We start from the raw sequence: 17025 nt of genomic DNA, 5'->3' as shown, positions 1-17025 counted from the left end.
GCACTAAACTCTAACTTATTTTTTTGAATTGTTCTTGAGCAAAGCAACTAGCAGCAAAACAAACACTGCCGCACCTACTACCCAAACCCAAGTCTGTTGGTACCAAACTGGTTCTGTTCCGATTTCTACATCAATATTCAATCCTTTATCCTGCGCATAAGTAGCTAGACTTGCTGTCATCGCTAACAGGAAAAAGAACAGGTTTTGCGCGTATTTAATTACTTGATTTTTCATGGTTGAAATGGTTTTTAGTGAAATTATTTAAATCGAATATTGTACGTCACTGCCACACCGACACTTTGCACGTCGATAGATGGATCAGCCCTAAATACTTGGTTATAATAACCGAAAATGTTCCAATCGTAATTATGGTAACCTAACTGAGGTCTGATATAGGCACCACCTTCGGCAGAATTCACACTAGTCAAAAAGGTATAACCGACATCTGTTCCTACAAAGAATCCAGTAGGTTGTGGATAATATCTGAACATGACACCCAATGGAATGGCACCAAATCCATCATTCAATCCATCAAAAGCAGGTGCATCTGATTTCTCAAAGTATTTGGTATAACCTGTTGCGATACCCAATCCGAAATTATCGGTTCGCATAAATTGAGCGGCCACGTCAAGACCTAACGCCAAAGAGGAGTAGTTTCCTACATCTCCTACAGGAGCACCTAAATTAATCCCTACTTTCAGCCAAGAATTGTTTTCATTGATTTCGTCAATTTCTCTAACTTCCTGTGCGTTGACTGCCAGTCCGGCAAGGATCAAAGACAGCGATAAAATTAATTTTTTCATAGTTGGTTTGTTTTCCTCTAGGAATCCAAACCAAGTGCCCCAAATAAAAATCGCACTCTAGCAGCTACAAAAAATATTATTTAAATCATTGATTTAAAGTTGTTTATGATTTATTCCAAGTCAGTTCTATCTAAAAATAATTACACATCTCAACCTTATTTCTTGGATGAATCCATGCCTATTCTGGGGAAAATAAACCCCCAAATCTTCAATTAATTCAATTTCCTCCAGGATTTTGGAGTTTGGTTAGTCATGCTTTTAAAAGTCTTATTGAAATGAGATAAGGTCTGAAACCCCACTTGATAAGAAATCTGCGCGATACTCATATCAGATTCCAACAAAAGCTTTTTGGCTTCTGTGATTCGAAGCTGCTGCATGTATTGGGTGAAAGTCCGGCGTGTTCTCAACTTAAAAAACCTACAGAAAGCTTCCTTACTCATATAAGCTCTTTCAGCAATTTCATCCAGGGTGATCGTTCTATGGCTATTTTCCAAAATGTAGCGCATGACTTGATCCATTCGCTTCCCGTCTTTTTCTGACATTGATCTGGAAACTGGTATCAGATTCAAAGCTTCTAAATCTTCTGAACTGAAATCCAACTTGGATAAAATATGAATCGATCGCTGGAGCTTATCCAAGCCTTTTAATTCATTGAATCCATTCAACAAGTCGAAAACCTCTTGTTTCGTATCTCCATGGATTTTAAAACATCCATTGATTTGCTCATTTAATAATAACAAGTCACGGAAGTCCTCCACCTTATCTATGGCCGTACCGAAAGCCTGAAAATCAAAGAACACAGTATTTCCTGCAATTTTCAGATCATTATCCTCCTCAAAGTATTCAGCGTCACTCCTAAAGACATGGGGCACATTCTCACCTAACAAAAAAACATCCCCAGCATCAAATCTTCCCACATAATCACCAACCAAAAGCTGGCCTCTACCTTCCATAATAACCGTAAGCTGAGTCTGCGGGTGTTGGTGAAGGTTGTTATAAAAATACTTTCCCCTGTCCTCTTGGTATTGGATAAAGGTATTACTTGCTTTCGGAATCTGGAATGAAATTACTTTACTCATAGACAGTAATGATATTCAATTATTACAAATTCTTCAAATTGACCTATTTTAATATCAATATAGAACCACTTTTTACTAATTCAGCATACGAACAAACAACGTGAAGCCATTAATTTTGAATAAAAAAAAACGATATGAACTGGAAAGGTGTATTCCCTGCTGTCACGACTAAATTCCACGCTGATGGAAGTTTAGACATGGATTTATTTTTCAAAAACATTGATTTCCAACTCGAAGCGGGTGTACACGGAATCATCCTTGGGGGAACCTTAGGTGAAAGTTCCGTACTCAGCCAAGAAGAGAAAATCACGCTGACAAAAGAAACTGTAGACTATGTGGCTGGTAAAGTGCCTGTGATTTTAAATATCGCTGAAGGAGCTACAAAAGATGCTCTTTTTTGGGCTGCAAAAGCCAAAGAACTTGGAGCTTCTGGCTTGATGATGCTACCTCCGATGAGATACGCGGCAGACGCTCGAGAAGTAGTGGCTTATTTCAAAACTGTAGCGAATAGCACCGATCTTCCGATCATGATCTACAACAATCCAGTAGATTATAAAACCTTGGTAACCATTGAAATGTTTGCAGAATTGGCTGAATGCCAAAATATCCAGGCGATCAAAGAATCGACTAGAGACATTTCAAATGTGACCCGAATGATCAATCGATTTGGAGATAGATACCAACTGCTTTGTGGTGTAGATACACTGGCAATGGAAGAATTGCTTATGGGCGCAGTCGGATGGGTTGCCGGTTTGGTTTGTGCCTTCCCAAAAGAAACAGTGACCATTTTCAATTTGGTAAATGAAGGAAAAATCGAAGAAGCCAGAAAAATCTACCGTTGGTTCTTACCGCTATTGGAATTGGATATTCACCCTAAATTGGTTCAATACATCAAACTTGCCGAAACTCACTGTGGGATCGGTTCAGAGCATGTTCGTGCTCCAAGATTGACATTAATCGGAGAGGAAAGAGAGAGAATCGAGAAAATCATCAAAGACGGAATTGCAAATAGACCTGCTTTATAAAGTCTATCTGTAAACACCTTCTCAAATTGTCAGGGCAAAGGAGCAAAAAATTGTAACTTAAGCCCTGGCATTTGCCATTCTTGATAAACCTATCTTTTAACCTATCAAAACTCATTTTATGAACCTCGATACGATCTTTTCAGCCGCACAAGAAGCATTTCTATCTTATAAAAACCTTTCCAATAGTAAAAAAGCAGACTTCCTCGAGAAGATTGCTGAAATATTAGAAGAAAACAGAAGCGCTATTGTACTGATGGCCGTAAGGGAATCCAATTTGCCTGAAGGAAGAATCAATGGCGAACTTGGAAGAACTACCGGTCAAATCAAACTTTTTGCCTCGCAGGTTAGAGAAGGAAGCTGGCTAGAGGCGACAATCGATCCAGCTGATCCAAATAGAACTCCGCTTCCAAAATCCGATATTCGACGCATGCTGATTCCAATTGGACCTGTGGTGGTTTTTGGAGCCAGTAATTTTCCTTTGGCATTTTCTACGGCTGGGGGAGATACCATTTCTGCGCTGGCTGCAGGTTGCCCGGTGATTTACAAAGGACATCCTGCGCATCCAGATACTTCCAAATTTGTTGGAGAATGCATTACCCAGGCTGTCAATAAATCAGGATTACCTGCTGGTGTATTTACTCATGTGGAAGGTGGTGTAAAAATGGGTCAGGATCTTGTCAAGCATCCTCTTGCAAAAGCTGTGGCCTTTACTGGATCTTACGGGGCTGGAAAATCTCTGTTTAATATTGCCAGTGATCGAGACGAACCAATTCCTGTCTATGCGGAAATGGGATCTGTAAACCCGGTTTTCACTTTTCCAGAGCGACTTAGCAATGAATTAGTGCCTTTGGCTCAGAGCTATGTGAGCTCACTTACCTTAGGAGCTGGTCAGTTCTGTACCAACCCAGGGTTGATTTTCGTGCCAAGTGAATATGCAAATAGGTTTGAAAACGCAGTTTCAGAGGCATTAGCTACAGCTGCTGGAGGACCAATGCTACATGAAGGAATTGCTTCATCTTACTACTCCGCTATTGATAATCTTAAAACCAGATCAGAATTAAAATGGGTAAAGGTCCCAGACGCATCTCACCTGATCAATGTGAGCCCTGCTTTGGCAGAAATAAAAGCTTCAGACTGGATTTCTGATGATCTCTTTCAGCAGGAAGTCTTTGGATCTTTCGCTTTGATGGTGGTTTATGAAAATGAAAGTGAACTTCTGGAAGTTGCCAAAAAGCTTCATGGACAATTGACAATTACACTGTGGGCAGATAAATCCGAGTTGAAAGCTCAAAGCGAACTGATCAATCTTTTGGAAGAAAAATGTGGGAGATTGCTATTTACCGGAGTACCGACAGGAGTAGAAGTAGGCTATGCCATGCAGCATGGTGGACCATTCCCTTCCACTACAGATCCTCGAAGCACCTCTGTTGGAGCACATGCTATCAAGCGATTTGCCAGACCTATTGCTTTCCAGGATATGCCTCATGAGCTTTTGCCTGATGCATTGAAAAATGAAAATCCATTAGGAATCGTAAGACAGGTGAATGGAAAATTCACCTCGGATAAAATTTGATATTGAGTCCATTTCTGACCCTCAATTAATTCATGTCTAAAAAAGAAACAACTGGCTCTACAAGGCATACCTTTTCTTGTATTGATGCTCATACTTGTGGCAATCCTGTACGGGTAGTATCAGGAGGAGTTCCGTTTTTGAAAGGGAATAACATGCTGGAGAAGCGCCACTATTTTCTAGAAAATCTGGATTGGATCCGCACAGGATTGATGTTTGAACCAAGAGGACATGATATGATGTCTGGCTCCATGCTTTTCCCTCCACATAATCCTGACAATGATGTAGCTGTTCTATTTATCGAAACCAGTGGCTGCTTACCCATGTGTGGTCATGGCACGATTGGCACAGTCACGATAGCTATCGAAGAGGGATTGATTTACCCCAAAACTCCGGGTAAACTTAGGCTAGAAACTCCTGCGGGACTTGTTTTGGTAGAATACAAACAAGAAGGAAAAAAGGTCAAGTCCGTCAAACTAACCAACGTTAAAAGCTTTTTGGCAGCGGAAAGTCTGGAAATTGAATCGGATGAGCTAGGAAAATTAGTGGTGGATGTGGCCTATGGAGGCAATTTTTATTGCATCGTGGATCCACAGGAAAACTTCCCAGGATTGGAGCATTTCAAAGCTGAGCAATTGATTTCAATGGCTCGATCACTTCGAAAGAAAATGAACGAGCAATACGAATTTGTGCATCCTGAACATGAACAAATTCGAGGACTTTCTCATATTCTCTGGACAGGAAAAACCATTGACCCAACTAGCACAGCTAGAAACGCTGTATTCTATGGAGACAAGGCAATCGATCGTTCTCCTTGCGGAACAGGAACTTCTGCAAGATTGGCCCAATGGTATGCCAAAGGACTTTTGAAACCCGGAGAAGAATTTATTCATGAAAGCTTTATTGGCTCAAAATTCATCGGTCGAATTGAAGAGGAAACTGAGGTAGGCGGTAAGCCCGCTATCATTCCTAGCATTGAAGGATGGGCAAAAGTCTATGGATACAATACCATTATCCTGGATGACGACGACCCTTATGTCCATGGATTCCAAGTAATATAAATTGTACGAAGTACAAAGTATCAAGTAAAAAGTCGTAATGATTTTTCTTGGTACTTAGTACCTAGTACTTGGTACTAAAATATGAAACCAACCCTTATCATCGGCGGCGGAATAGTTGGACTTTTCACAGCCTATTTTCTTCAAAAAGAAGGAATTGAAGTTCAAGTATTGGACAAAGGAGACATGCAGCAGAACTGCTCCACGGGTAATGCCGGTATGATCGTGCCTAGTCATATCATACCCTTGGCTGCTCCGGGTATGATCAGTAAGGGGATTTCGTGGATGTTTTCTTCCAAAAGCCCATTTTACATTCAGCCGAGACTTGATGCTAAATTATTGAAATGGTGTCTTCTGTTTTTCAAAGCAGCCAATCCAAGTCATGTAGAACGAAGTATCCCCTATCTGAAAAATCTAAGCTTGTTCAGCAAGGCTTTGTATCAGGAGTTTCGAAACGAGCATCCAGAATCAAAGATTGCATTGCAAGAAAAAGGCTTGATGATGATCTATCAAACCGAAGCCATTGAAAAAGAAGAGGTGGAATTTGCGCATTTGGCAAGAAAACATGGATTGGAAGCAGATATCCTCAGTCCAGAAGACATCAGCAAAATCGAACCAAATCTGGAAGTGAAAGCTAGAGGTGCAGTCATGTTTCCAGGAGATGCACATTTGGATCCCGGAAAATTATATGGCTTCTTGAAAGATTACCTCCAGGAAAAGGGAGTCAAATTTTTATCCAATACGGAAGTTCATGGATTCGAAAAATCCGGAAATTCAGTCAAAGCAGTTTTGACAGATAAAGGAAAAATAGAAGCTGAAAAAGTTATTCTTTGCGGAGGTTCTTGGTCAGGCGAACTGACAAAAATGTTAGGATTCACTCTTCCAATGATGGGAGGTAAAGGCTATTCCTTTATTCAGGAAAACAAGCCTGAAATAAAGCAGGCATCGATCTTGACGGAAATGAAAGTGGCGGTTAGTCCTTATGGAAATCATATCCGCTTTGGAGGGACAATGGAAATTGCTGGCACCAACCAGAAAATAAACATCAATCGAGTAAAAGGAATCTTTGAGTCTATCAATCGATACTACCCTGAATTTGAAGCGAAGTTTCCAGAAGAAAATCAAATCTGGAAAGGATTAAGGCCTTGCTCTCCAGATGGATTGCCTTACATCGGATTTGCTCCAGGCTATTCCAATGTCTTGGTCAATTCAGGACATTCCATGATGGGAGTCAGCTTAGCCCCTGGATCTGGTAAAATAATCAGCGAACTTCATCAGCAGAAAGATCCCAACATGGAGATAAAAGGATTTGAAGTAGGTAGATATTCCTAATTATTCAAGAAAAAAGGCTTTCCAATAATCTGGAAAGCCTTTTTTCACTTTTAAATTCTATGGATCAAGTTGTATAAACTGAATTGAACATCACATAGTCTGTGGTCAAATCAGATCCCCAACCGACTCCTTCTTCTTCTCCGGTGTTGAGCTCCATATGAACTCTCACATGGGATTCCCGAAGTAATTTTTTCATATATGATTTTTCAAATTCCACTGGATTTCCTTTGTCAAGAACCTGCACCAAATGCTTTTGATCGCCGATGTACAAATTGACTTTTCGGTAATTAAAAGACACCCCGGCATTTCCAGCAGCGGCAACGATTCTTCCCCAGTTTGGATCACGGCCAAACATGGCAGTTTTCACCAAAGTTGAATCAGAAATGGCACGAACTATTGTTCTGGCGATAGCTTCTGTTCTGGCTTTGCTGACACGGTATTCAATGAATTTGGAAGCACCTTCTCCATCTGAGACAATCAATTTTGCCAGATGCGTTAAAATCTCGAGAAGTTTTTCCAAGAAAATCTCATATCCCGGATCATCTTTGCTGGTTACTTTTCGATTGCCGGCAAGTCCATTTGCCATCACAGCCACCATATCATTCGTGGACGTATCTCCATCCACAGTAATCATGTTGAATGAACGATCCACGCAATAACTGACAGCTTCCTGAAGCAGCTTTTCATCAATGTTGAAATCTGTCACGATGAAAGCTAACATGGTGGCCATATTGGGATGAATCATACCTGATCCTTTTGCCACTCCACCCATATTGATAACTGCACCTTCATGCTCGAAATCCACAAAGCCTTCTTTAGCAAATGTATCAGTAGTCAAAATTGCATTTGCCACAAAAGACCCAGCTTTCAGTTCATTACTTAGCTTGGGAATGTTGACTTTCAGACCTTCCACCACATCTTCGGTTGGAAACTCCAAACCAATAATTCCAGTCGAAGCAACAATTACATCTTCCTCAGGGATCTTCAATAATTCGGCAGTGGTTCTTACCATCGCTTCTGCACCTTCTTTCCCTTGCTCACCTGTACAGGCATTGGCATTTCCGGCATTACAGATAATAACCTGTGCGCGGTTATTTTCCAGATTTCTTTCTGTAATCTTGATTGGTTCTGCCCGCACTTTATTTTGCGTCAATGTTCCTGCAGCAGCAGCTGGCACTTCAGAATAAATAATCGCCAAATCCCGCTTCATGGACTTCACACCAGTATGTGCTCCCCAGCATTTAATGCCTCTTACGTTTGTAATATTTTGAATCATCTTTTCTTCTGGTTAAGGTTTTAGTGGGATTTGAGTTAAGCCTTCAGATTCAGGCAAATCAAACATTAAGTTCATATTATGAACTGCCTGGCTGGCAGCTCCTTTTAATAAATTATCTATGGCGGAGATGACAATCACCCGCTTGGTGCGCTGATCCCAGACGGGAAACACGTCACAATAATGACTGCCTCTGACATCTTTTATTCCAGGCGCTTGATTTCGAAGCCTCACAAAAGGCTTGTCTTGGTAAAACTCTCTGTAAATCTTGGTAAGAGAATCTTGATCCATAGCTCCTTTGACTTTTGCATAAGCAGTCACCAAAATCCCTCTATCAACTGGTAGTAAATGAGGGGTAAATTGAACTATGGCTTCTGATCCAGCTAAGCTTCCCAATTGCTCTTCAATCTCAATGGTATGTCTGTGACCAGCGATTCCGTAGGCTTTGAAATTCTCATTCACATTGGAAAAATGAGTCGTCGCATTTGCTTTGATTCCTGCGCCGGTCAAACCTGATTTGGCATCTATCACCACAGAATCCTCTTGGATAAGCTTTTTTGCAAACAAAGGTGCTAAGCTCAAAATCGATGCAGTTGGATAGCAACCTGGATTGGCAATCAGCTTTGCACTTTTTATTTTCTCTGCGAAAAGCTCAGGTAATCCATAAACAGCAGATTCAAATCCTTCTGGATAGGTATGCTTCTTTTGATACCATTCTTCGTAAACCTCCTTTGAAGAAAGTCTAAAATCACCGGAAAGATCTATGATTTTTGCTCCTGAATCTTTCCATTTGGAGACAAAATCCATTGAAACTCCATGCGGTAAAGCCAGGAAAATCACGTCCAAACTCTGCTTTGAAACTTCCTCTGCACTAGCAAGCGGGATATCCAGCCGGTCAAAAAACTGCGGATGAAGGTCAGAAAATGGTTTACCCACATGAGACTCAGAAGTTATCATCGAAATCTCAACAGTGGGGTGATTTAATAGCAATCGTGCCAATTCAGAACCGGTAAATCCTGATGCGCCTACTATCGCAACTTTTAATTTTGTATTACTCATTTTAGGCTAGGGCTTTAGATTCGGTCAAGACTGCATCCAGTTTCTCAAGGAAAATATTCAGTTCTCCTTTGCTGATGTTCAAGGCAGGGACTAACCTTAAAATATTCCCTGCAGTCACATTTGCGACAATTCCTTCTTCCAACAATTGCTTGACAAGTGGTGCACCTGGGGAACTTAATTTCACTCCAAGCATCAGACCCATCCCTCTGATCGATTCCAGTTCTTCGTGTTTTTCGATGAGCTCAGTCAGTTTCTCTCGAAGCCATTCTCCAGTTTCTACCGCTCTAGCGCATAACTTCTCCTCCGACATCACTTCAATAGTTGCAATGGCAGAAGCTGCTGCCAGTGGATTTCCACCGAAGGTGGTTCCGTGGTCACCAAATTCTATTGCGCTGGCAACTTTTTCATTACACAAGACTGCTCCAATCGCAGCTCCTCCACCGAGTCCTTTTGCAAGGGTCATGATATCTGGTTGAACTCCAAAATGATCTTTTGCAAACCACTTCCCTGTTCTTCCAATTCCACATTGGATTTCATCAAAAATCAATAAGACTCCCTTTAGGTCGCAGACTTTTCTCAATTCTTCCAAATAGGCTTTTTCTGCAGGAATAATTCCTCCTTCGCCCTGAATAGGTTCCAAAATAACTGCGGCAGTATCTTTATCTATAGCTGCTTTGACAGCCTTGATATCATTGAATGGAACTTGCTGAAAACCGGTTGGAATCGGCGCAAAGCCCTGTTGATATTTTTCTTGTCCTGTGGCGATGGTCGCGAGAGTTCTGCCATGAAATGAGTTTTGCATGGAAATTATTTTCCCACCTTGTCCATTTTTATGCGCATATCTTCTGGCGATTTTGATGGCTCCCTCCACAGATTCAGCTCCAGAGTTTGTTAAAAACACGCGATCCAATCCCGAAATTTTAACAAGCAACTCACTTAAAGCAACTTGTTGTGGGCTGACGAAAAAATTGGAGATATGCATCAGCTCTGCAGCTTGTTTCTGGATCGCAGAAACTACTGTCGGGTGGCAATGCCCTACACTGGTCACCGCAATTCCCGCCAGTAAGTCAATATATTCTTTACCATTGGCATCCCAAAGTCTGCTACCTTTTCCCTTGATGAAAGCCAAAGGAAAGCGGTTAAAGGTTGGGAGATAATTTTCTTTGTCCTTGTGATATAAATCTAGATTGTTCATAGTCTTAAAGAGTTAAGGTTGTTCCAATTCGTTGATGGTGAACTGCATAATTTGCAATTTGCTCCGGCTTGGTACCATTGAGAATAATGGCCTTTTTCACACCTTCTTTTAAAGCCAAAACACAGGCATTGATTTTAGGAATCATACCTCCTTGGATGGTACTACCCAAATGTTTGTCGACAGCCTCTTCATCAAGTTCGTGGATGATAGATTCGGGATCTGGATAATTCAGAAAAAGTCCATCCACATCCGTCAAAACGATCATTTGATCCACTTTCAAGGCCGCAGCAAGCTTTCCCGCGAAGGTATCTGCATTGATATTGTAGGATTCTCCATCATCTCCGTCTGCTATACATGCCACCACCGGCACATAGCCATTGGCACAAAGCAGTTGGATCAGATCCTCATTGATTTCCACGATTTCACCCACCAATCCTAAATCTGTCAGTTCACCATTGGCAGAATGGTGCATGTATTTTTTTGCGGTAACCATCCCGGCATCTTTGCCAGATAGTCCCACAGCTTGGATATTATTTTGATTTAAAGTGGAAATCAAATCAGCATTGACTTCTCCGATCAGGGCTTTTTGGATTTCTGCAAAAGCAACTTTTTCGGTTACTCTCAGCCCATCTATAAATTGAGATTTGATGGCGGCTTTTTCGAGGGCTTTATTGATAAATGGACCACCTCCGTGTACCATTATTACTTCAAAACCGGCCTGTTGAAGTTTAAAAATTTCAGCTGCAATCTCTTGTTGCAGTTGAGGATGAATCATCGCATTCCCACCATATTTGATGAGAATTCTTTGGCTTGACATTTTTGTTTTTTTTATAATAAATTGATTTTTCCCATTTCAGTTCTCCCTTATGGATTGTTGAAAATGGCTCCAAATCAGACTTTAATTCGATTGCTTTTTAAAGATGAATACCTGAAACATGCGGTTTTAAAAGATAAAACCCGCCTAATTAAAACAAGCATCGTACCGAAATAGGATATTTGTCAAAAGCATTTTTATTATTGGAATAGTGCTATAGAAAAATATAATAGGCCAAATTTCAATAAAAAATTTGGTTGAAAGGGGTGACAGCCTGTCAGACAATGACCCAAAATGTTCCAAAAATAATTTGCTTGGAGCGCTACTAGTAAATACTTCCTTGCCGACTATTAAAAAATAAGGCAGCTGCTATAAATCTAATTTCAATTATCCTTGACTTCCTTTAATTTAAGTCTGAAAATTAAATCAAAATGGAACCAGCACTCAAAAACATAGGAAAGTTATTCATTCGGCTCGCCACTAGCGGAATGATGTTGACCCACGGAATCCCAAAGATCAACCGTCTGTTTGGTGATGGTCCGATTAGGTTTTCAGACCCATTTGGATTGGGTCCGGAAATATCTTTGGTTCTGGCAATTTTTGCAGAAGTGGTCTGCAGTATTTTAATCTTGGTTGGTTTTAAAACCCGCCTTGCCACAGTTCCTTTGCTGATTACCATGCTGACTGCTGCTTTCTATGCGCATCGTGCGGATCCTTTTGGCACCAAGGAAAAGCCCTTGTTGTTCTTTGTGCTTTTCGTAGCAATCCTGATTATGGGAGCCGGAAAGTATTCCATTGATGGGTTCAAGAATAAAAAAAGAAGCCTTTTCTAAGACTTATCACCTGCCGCTTCTAAGTCAGCAATATCAAACTTGGTCATTTGCATAAATGCTTCGATAACAGCTTTTCCCTTTTTCGGATCTGATACGAGTTTTCCCAGTTGAGCTGGCACAATTTGCCAAGAAAGCCCATATTTATCTTTCAACCAGCCACATCTATTTGTAGATCCGCCAGCTGATAATTGCTCCCAGTAAAAATCGATTTCCTTTTGGGTTTTACAACTCACAACAAAAGATAAACCTTCATTGAAATTGAATCCATGGACTATTGAGCTATCCATGGCCGCAAATAGCATCCCATGAAGGAAAAATTGGGCATGCATGACTTTTCCTTCCTGTCCAGCACTTTCTTCGCCATATTTTGCCGCAAAAACCAGCTCAGATTTATCAAATATGGAAATGTAATGCTGAATAGCTTCTTCTGCTTTTCCAAAGTTATTTTCGGAAAACATCAGGCAAGGAATAAACTTTTGATCTGAGTGGGCAGGCTTATCCACAGTTAGTTGCCAAGTGACACCGAAACGGTCTTTCACCCATCCATATTTTTTACTCCATGGATAGGTGTCCAGTGGCATCATTGCTTCCCCGCCTTGAATCAACAAATCCCAAGTCTTATGAATTTCTTCCTCTGATAGGATGGTGTAAATTGAAACCGACGGAGTAATTGTAAACTTAGGTCCTCCATTCAAACACATGAATTTTTGACCTGCAGAAAGAAAAGTCACAACCATCGGGTTTTCCTCCAAAATCCTTGAATCTGAGAAAACCTGACAATAAAATGTTGCTGCTTCCTTTGCTTTTCCATCAAACCAAAAGCAGGGATAAATTAACTCATGCATGTGGAAGAGTTTATTTTTCGCAAATTTCCTTCAATTTAACCAAAGCTTTTGGCCACATCCCTGCAAAGTACTCTTCATACTCTTTATTGGAATCCAACTCAATTTTCAATAAAGTCTGGTTTCCTTTGGCTTCGAAAATGTAGTTTTCATGCGCCCCAGCCCAAAGCTGAACTTCAGGCGTATCCAAGATTTCTTTTCCGTTTTTGAATTCACCCAAGTGCTCAATGCTTACATATTCAGCAGGCTTATTAACCTCAATTCTACTCACCATTCCACCTTTTTCTCCATTTTCTCCCTCACCCACAAACAAGATTTTACTTCCCTCATCCCAGCTACCTTCAAAGGTAGAAGTTGGGGAAAATATTGTCGTCCAAACCTCATAGGTGGGCTTATCCAGCATCAGCTTATAAACTTTTTCTGCTGGTGCATCTATTAGAATATCAAAATGTAATCTGTCAAATCTGCTCATAAGGATTCAGTATAAGTTTTATAATTATCCATGATAGCTTGCCAGCCAGTACGTTGCATTTCTACAGGATTTGTGGCTTCCGCTTCGAATGTTTCCTTAACCAGAATCCCATCGGCAGTCTCTGAAAATTCTATGCTTACTCCTCTGCCATCATCCATTATGTAAGAGATAAATTTCTGATTTTCTACCTCCTGATAAACTCCCCCGAAATCAAATCCGAAGCTCCCATCCTTTGCTTCCATCCTTGAAACAAAATTTCCTCCTGGCTGCAAATCATTCTCTGATTTAGGGCAGTGCCAATCCGGACTTGCAAAGCACCAATTGACAATGTGCTTAGGATTATTCCAGCTATCCCAGGCTTTCTTCATCGTGGTATTTACTACTACTTGAACAGTGATTTTAGTTTTTTCTGTAGTCATCATAGCTTTTAATTAAATGGTTGACTAATTAATAATTCAAATTTAGGTTCCTTAAATAATAAAAGTGATGTACAAATTAGACAATAATGGGGTGAATTACGACAGGTATTTTTATTTTTAAGGATGAAGAAAATCTATATTCTGGCTCTTGAGAACTCTGTGCTTCAAGTGATTGCAGGGACGCAGTACTGCTTTGCCACGATTAATCAATTTCAATTACAAGCTGGCAAGGAGGCAGCTTTTGATGTCAAGCTTTTGGGCTTGAAAAATCAGGTATTCCCATTTGGGCCAAACTTTGCCGTTACACCAGATTTACTTTTAGAAGAGACAGAAAAAGCAGATTTGATCATCATCCCTCCATTGTTTGGTGACATCCCTACTGCGATTGAGTCCAATAAAGAGTTTTTACCTTGGATGACAGAACAATATCATCAAGGGACGGAAATTGCCTCTTTGTGCCTAGGAGCCTTTTTTCTGGGGGCAACTGGATTGCTAGACGGAAAAAAAGTATCTACTCATTGGGGATTTACGGATTTATTTCGGGAAATGTATCCTGAAGTAGATGTACAGGATGGCAGTATAGTCACAGAGGAATCAGGCATCTATTCCAGCGGAGGTGCAAATTCCTATTGGAATCTACTTTTACATCTGGTTGAAAAATATACAGATAGAGATACTGCAATCACTTTATCAAAATATTTTGCGATTGACATTGATAGGAATAGCCAATCTGCTTTCGCGATTTTTTCGGGACAAAAAGCTCATCAAGATGAAGCTATCAAGAAAGCTCAAGAACTGATTGAGGAAATGATTGAAGATAAAATCTCTGTTGATACGCTGGCAGATAAGGTAGCAGTGGGCAGACGAAGCTTCGAAAGGAGATTTAAACGAGTCACGAATAATTCTGTGCTGGAATATATTCAGCGGGTGAAAATCGAGGCTGCGAAAAGAAGTTTTGAATCGACTATGAAGAATATTTCGGAGGTGATGTTTGATGTTGGCTATTCAGATACCAAAGCTTTCCGGACAACTTTCAAAAAAATAACAGGACTTACCCCGCTAGAATACCGAAATAAATACAATAAGCTGCCTCAAAACTGAAGCAGCTTATTCTTTATTTTTTCACTAAGGTCATCGACCCAGTCACTTCCACCACTTCTGCGATTTTATTGAAAACGATGGTTGGTATATCCACTTTGTAGTCTTCCAACTTGACCGGAAATTTAAAATCCAGCTTCAATTGATTTCCATTGGAGACTATTGTACCAGGAATATTCACAGATTTAGTCACTCCATGAATGGTCATGGTTCCCACCGCAGTGGCTGCATAAGTTCCTGCAGCTTTGACATCGATGGCTTCTTTGATTTTACCTTTGAAAACCGCAGTTGGATACTTTTCGCTCTCCAAGTAGTTTTCATTGAAATGCTCCTGCATCAATTTGTTCGGAAACTCAAAATCCGTGATCCGCATCTGAACGGCTATTTCATTATTATCACCATTAATGATTCCAGCAGCGGCTTTATTGACCGCCTCGATATCTTCCAAAGGCGCATCAGAATAAAAGGATACTTGTCCTGTGCTGGTTGAAAATAAGGTTTGTCCGGAAGCCAAAAAGCTAACAAAACAACTGAGGACTAGTACTAGATTGATTTTTTTCATTTTGGTCATTTGTTAGGCTCACCGACCTCTATCAAAGCTGAATGTCCGTGAGATATTAAAGCCATAGAATATGTCTGCGTTTTCCCATGTACCTGTATTCAACGCAATAAAATGTCTTTCGATCATCCCTCTTGCATTGGTAAAGTGCAATTGGAACACGTGACCACCAGTATCAATATCAAATCCCATAGAAAGTGAATTATGGTAAGGATATGGAACACCTGTTTCCAATTGATAGGTATCTCTATCCACAAAATTGTAGTAATATTCCATGGAGAAAGTAACTCTGGAACTGATTTTATACCGACCTCCCATTCCCAAAGAGAAGAGATTATTGTCAAACAGGTTGTTTTCAACTTTGTTTATATGGATGAAAGTGGGCATTAATTGAAATGAAAATTTATCACTGAACTTTCTGGCTATCAATGCTTGGGTGGTATAGGTCAGTCTTTCTTTGTTGTTGAAAAATTTCATTTCACTTCCTGAATTCATCACATACCCAGTTGGCATCGTGTTCAAAGCCAAACTACCAAAGGCAGACAAAGTAAAAGGGAAGAGATTAGACTGTTTGAGCAGTTTATATTTCGTATAGAAGTCATAGGTTTTTTCCTCCGAGCTTCTTCCCACGCCGATAAGCCACTCATCAGTAAGACCGTATTCTAATCCCAGCCGAATTCTAGCCTCATCCAAACCAAAGAAATTGGAAAGGAAGCCACTATTGACTGAGCCAAAGCGATGGGAAATCCAAAAATTAAGATGCTTTTTAGAGAGGGTCTCTATCGTTTGTCCATTGATCAATCGGGACGCTTTGAATGTTGCTTGTGTATAGACCGTTTCTTTGGATAGGTCTTCATTGAGCATATTCAGCAGATCATCTTGTGCAAAAGCCGATGACACCAGCAGTGCAAACACAAAGCTCAGGAATATTTTTTTCAGCATGGTTTATAAGAAAAAGGTTCTGTTTAGAAATTAAGCAAAAATCCGGAGTGTAGTACCAGTCAGTTGCGTATTGTATGCTTTGATGCCTTTTTTTCCTTCTGAATTCAACCCGACTCCTTCAATAGTATATTTTGCTCCATGCTCTGTACAGTAGAAACCTGTACCCTGATAAATCACCTTCGATTTATTTTCATGTGAACAAATTTGAGTAACAGCGGCAAATTGATCAGCAGAAACCCTAGCGATTACTACCTTATTTACGATAAGATAGTTGCCAACTGAATTCAATTTGGAATTGGCTGGATCAGTTAAATCCAAAGTGAAATCGAGCCCGACATTCCCAGAAGGGTCTCCCGCTTCGTTTATACAAGAAGTTAATGTTGACGCGCCACAATAAATGGCTAACAAAGAAGCTCCTTTGAATCCAAGAGATTTCAAGAATTCATTACGTGAAATTTTATCTTCCATCACTAAAATAAATTGGTTTGAGAGGGAAAGGTGGGAAATCTAAGTTTAGGCAATGCTTCGACAATTATTAAGATTTCCTTAAAATCCATTTACGTATAAAAAAGAAAATCAGTTTGTGACCCTGTAGAAGTTTTAATCACAACTTCCAGAGATACCAAAATAGAATATTGTAAATTAAGTTTTC

The 17025-nt window shown here is 40.2% G+C and carries 19 protein-coding genes; 6 read left to right on the top strand and 13 right to left on the bottom strand.

The window, feature by feature from the left end:
* Positions 1 to 15: 15 nt before the first annotated feature.
* The 3 genes from J0A69_RS05670 to J0A69_RS05660 all read right to left on the bottom strand — a co-directional run bounded on the left by J0A69_RS05670 (position 16) and on the right by J0A69_RS05660 (position 1882).
* A complete protein-coding gene (locus J0A69_RS05670; protein WP_206585548.1) occupies positions 16 to 234 on the bottom strand; it encodes a hypothetical protein in 219 nt (72 codons plus the stop codon).
* A 23-nt stretch (positions 235 to 257) separates the two neighbouring features.
* Positions 258 to 803 (bottom strand): hypothetical protein, encoded by a 546-nt coding sequence (locus J0A69_RS05665; RefSeq protein WP_206585547.1) that lies wholly within the window; start codon positions 801 to 803, stop codon positions 258 to 260.
* Positions 804 to 1015: 212 nt separating this feature from the next.
* Positions 1016 to 1882 carry an AraC family transcriptional regulator gene (locus J0A69_RS05660; protein ID WP_206585546.1) on the bottom strand — a complete coding sequence of 289 codons (867 nt, stop codon included), beginning with the start codon at positions 1880 to 1882 and terminating at the stop codon, positions 1016 to 1018.
* A 134-nt stretch (positions 1883 to 2016) separates the two neighbouring features.
* On the opposite strand from J0A69_RS05660, the gene J0A69_RS05655 reads away from it, so the two are divergent.
* From J0A69_RS05655 to J0A69_RS05640, 4 genes are all read left to right on the top strand, one after another.
* Positions 2017 to 2907 (top strand): dihydrodipicolinate synthase family protein, encoded by an 891-nt coding sequence (locus J0A69_RS05655; RefSeq protein WP_206585545.1) that lies wholly within the window; start codon positions 2017 to 2019, stop codon positions 2905 to 2907.
* Positions 2908 to 3025: 118 nt separating this feature from the next.
* Positions 3026 to 4480, top strand: coding sequence for an aldehyde dehydrogenase (NADP(+)) (locus J0A69_RS05650; protein WP_206585544.1), 1455 nt, complete (start codon positions 3026 to 3028; stop codon positions 4478 to 4480).
* A 32-nt stretch (positions 4481 to 4512) separates the two neighbouring features.
* Complete coding sequence (locus tag J0A69_RS05645) at positions 4513 to 5538, top strand: 4-hydroxyproline epimerase (protein ID WP_206585543.1); 1026 nt, start codon at positions 4513 to 4515, stop codon at positions 5536 to 5538.
* An 81-nt stretch (positions 5539 to 5619) separates the two neighbouring features.
* The gene (locus tag J0A69_RS05640) at positions 5620 to 6867 is read left to right on the top strand and encodes an NAD(P)/FAD-dependent oxidoreductase (RefSeq protein ID WP_206585542.1); all 1248 of its coding nucleotides are present in this window, start codon (positions 5620 to 5622) and stop codon (positions 6865 to 6867) included.
* Positions 6868 to 6931: 64 nt separating this feature from the next.
* On the opposite strand, the gene argJ is transcribed toward J0A69_RS05640, so the two are convergent.
* Genes argJ through argB form a run of 4 tightly spaced genes read right to left on the bottom strand, consistent with a single transcriptional unit; the run spans position 6932 to position 11211 of the window.
* A complete protein-coding gene (gene argJ, locus J0A69_RS05635) occupies positions 6932 to 8143 on the bottom strand; it encodes a bifunctional glutamate N-acetyltransferase/amino-acid acetyltransferase ArgJ (RefSeq protein ID WP_206585541.1) in 1212 nt (403 codons plus the stop codon).
* Between the two features lie 12 nt (positions 8144 to 8155).
* Positions 8156 to 9199 (bottom strand): N-acetyl-gamma-glutamyl-phosphate reductase, encoded by a 1044-nt coding sequence (argC, locus tag J0A69_RS05630; protein WP_206585540.1) that lies wholly within the window; start codon positions 9197 to 9199, stop codon positions 8156 to 8158.
* 1 nt (position 9200) lies between these two features.
* Positions 9201 to 10394 carry an aspartate aminotransferase family protein gene (locus J0A69_RS05625; protein ID WP_206585539.1) on the bottom strand — a complete coding sequence of 398 codons (1194 nt, stop codon included), beginning with the start codon at positions 10392 to 10394 and terminating at the stop codon, positions 9201 to 9203.
* 4 nt (positions 10395 to 10398) lie between these two features.
* The gene (argB, locus tag J0A69_RS05620) at positions 10399 to 11211 is read right to left on the bottom strand and encodes an acetylglutamate kinase (RefSeq protein WP_206585538.1); all 813 of its coding nucleotides are present in this window, start codon (positions 11209 to 11211) and stop codon (positions 10399 to 10401) included.
* A 428-nt stretch (positions 11212 to 11639) separates the two neighbouring features.
* On the opposite strand from argB, the gene J0A69_RS05615 reads away from it, so the two are divergent.
* Complete coding sequence (locus tag J0A69_RS05615) at positions 11640 to 12041, top strand: DoxX family protein (RefSeq protein ID WP_206585537.1); 402 nt, start codon at positions 11640 to 11642, stop codon at positions 12039 to 12041.
* On the opposite strand, the gene J0A69_RS05610 is transcribed toward J0A69_RS05615, so the two are convergent.
* From J0A69_RS05610 to J0A69_RS05600, 3 genes are read right to left on the bottom strand one after another with little or no spacing between them, the layout of a single operon-like run.
* On the bottom strand, positions 12038 to 12886 hold the full coding sequence (locus J0A69_RS05610; RefSeq protein WP_206585536.1) for a VOC family protein: 849 nt from the start codon (positions 12884 to 12886) through the stop codon (positions 12038 to 12040). The two genes, J0A69_RS05615 and J0A69_RS05610, sit on opposite strands and share 4 nt — an antisense overlap.
* A gap of 10 nt (positions 12887 to 12896) precedes the next feature.
* Positions 12897 to 13355 (bottom strand): SRPBCC domain-containing protein, encoded by a 459-nt coding sequence (locus tag J0A69_RS05605; protein WP_206585535.1) that lies wholly within the window; start codon positions 13353 to 13355, stop codon positions 12897 to 12899.
* A complete protein-coding gene (locus J0A69_RS05600; RefSeq protein ID WP_206585534.1) occupies positions 13352 to 13777 on the bottom strand; it encodes an SRPBCC family protein in 426 nt (141 codons plus the stop codon). Before J0A69_RS05600 ends, J0A69_RS05605 begins: the two co-directional genes overlap by 4 nt.
* Positions 13778 to 13897: 120 nt before the next feature.
* Between J0A69_RS05600 and J0A69_RS05595 the strand changes: the two genes are divergently transcribed.
* On the top strand, positions 13898 to 14875 hold the full coding sequence (locus J0A69_RS05595) for a GlxA family transcriptional regulator (RefSeq protein ID WP_206585533.1): 978 nt from the start codon (positions 13898 to 13900) through the stop codon (positions 14873 to 14875).
* 13 nt (positions 14876 to 14888) lie between these two features.
* Here the strand turns inward: J0A69_RS05595 and J0A69_RS05590 are convergent, their stop codons facing one another.
* From J0A69_RS05590 to J0A69_RS05580, 3 genes are read right to left on the bottom strand one after another with little or no spacing between them, the layout of a single operon-like run.
* Entirely contained in the window at positions 14889 to 15434 is a 546-nt protein-coding gene (locus J0A69_RS05590; RefSeq protein ID WP_206585532.1) for a YceI family protein, read from the bottom strand.
* 18 nt (positions 15435 to 15452) lie between these two features.
* Complete coding sequence (locus J0A69_RS05585) at positions 15453 to 16373, bottom strand: DUF5777 family beta-barrel protein (RefSeq protein ID WP_206585531.1); 921 nt, start codon at positions 16371 to 16373, stop codon at positions 15453 to 15455.
* Between the two features lie 30 nt (positions 16374 to 16403).
* Complete coding sequence (locus tag J0A69_RS05580; RefSeq protein WP_206585530.1) at positions 16404 to 16841, bottom strand: Rieske 2Fe-2S domain-containing protein; 438 nt, start codon at positions 16839 to 16841, stop codon at positions 16404 to 16406.
* Between the last annotated feature and the right edge of the window lie 184 nt (positions 16842 to 17025).

Source organism: Algoriphagus pacificus, assembly GCF_017254845.1.
Lineage (GTDB): Bacteria > Bacteroidota > Bacteroidia > Cytophagales > Cyclobacteriaceae > Algoriphagus > Algoriphagus pacificus.
The sequence above is the reverse complement of the archived record's forward strand: the minus strand, read 5'-3'. Positions and strand labels throughout refer to the sequence as shown.

Coding starts and splice junctions, on each gene's coding strand:
- J0A69_RS05665 (WP_206585547.1), bottom strand. CDS start 803: ATGAAAAAATTAATTTTATCGCTGTCTTTGATCCTTGCCGGACTGGCA.
- J0A69_RS05640 (WP_206585542.1), top strand. CDS start 5,620: ATGAAACCAACCCTTATCATCGGCGGCGGAATAGTTGGACTTTTCACA.
- J0A69_RS05580 (WP_206585530.1), bottom strand. CDS start 16,841: ATGGAAGATAAAATTTCACGTAATGAATTCTTGAAATCTCTTGGATTC.
- J0A69_RS05625 (WP_206585539.1), bottom strand. CDS start 10,394: ATGAACAATCTAGATTTATATCACAAGGACAAAGAAAATTATCTCCCA.
- argJ (WP_206585541.1), bottom strand. CDS start 8,143: ATGATTCAAAATATTACAAACGTAAGAGGCATTAAATGCTGGGGAGCA.
- J0A69_RS05645 (WP_206585543.1), top strand. CDS start 4,513: ATGTCTAAAAAAGAAACAACTGGCTCTACAAGGCATACCTTTTCTTGT.
- J0A69_RS05615 (WP_206585537.1), top strand. CDS start 11,640: ATGGAACCAGCACTCAAAAACATAGGAAAGTTATTCATTCGGCTCGCC.
- J0A69_RS05600 (WP_206585534.1), bottom strand. CDS start 13,777: ATGATGACTACAGAAAAAACTAAAATCACTGTTCAAGTAGTAGTAAAT.
- J0A69_RS05595 (WP_206585533.1), top strand. CDS start 13,898: ATGAAGAAAATCTATATTCTGGCTCTTGAGAACTCTGTGCTTCAAGTG.
- J0A69_RS05590 (WP_206585532.1), bottom strand. CDS start 15,434: ATGAAAAAAATCAATCTAGTACTAGTCCTCAGTTGTTTTGTTAGCTTT.
- J0A69_RS05610 (WP_206585536.1), bottom strand. CDS start 12,886: ATGCATGAGTTAATTTATCCCTGCTTTTGGTTTGATGGAAAAGCAAAG.
- argC (WP_206585540.1), bottom strand. CDS start 9,199: ATGAGTAATACAAAATTAAAAGTTGCGATAGTAGGCGCATCAGGATTT.
- argB (WP_206585538.1), bottom strand. CDS start 11,211: ATGTCAAGCCAAAGAATTCTCATCAAATATGGTGGGAATGCGATGATT.
- J0A69_RS05660 (WP_206585546.1), bottom strand. CDS start 1,882: ATGAGTAAAGTAATTTCATTCCAGATTCCGAAAGCAAGTAATACCTTT.
- J0A69_RS05670 (WP_206585548.1), bottom strand. CDS start 234: ATGAAAAATCAAGTAATTAAATACGCGCAAAACCTGTTCTTTTTCCTG.
- J0A69_RS05585 (WP_206585531.1), bottom strand. CDS start 16,373: ATGCTGAAAAAAATATTCCTGAGCTTTGTGTTTGCACTGCTGGTGTCA.
- J0A69_RS05655 (WP_206585545.1), top strand. CDS start 2,017: ATGAACTGGAAAGGTGTATTCCCTGCTGTCACGACTAAATTCCACGCT.
- J0A69_RS05605 (WP_206585535.1), bottom strand. CDS start 13,355: ATGAGCAGATTTGACAGATTACATTTTGATATTCTAATAGATGCACCA.
- J0A69_RS05650 (WP_206585544.1), top strand. CDS start 3,026: ATGAACCTCGATACGATCTTTTCAGCCGCACAAGAAGCATTTCTATCT.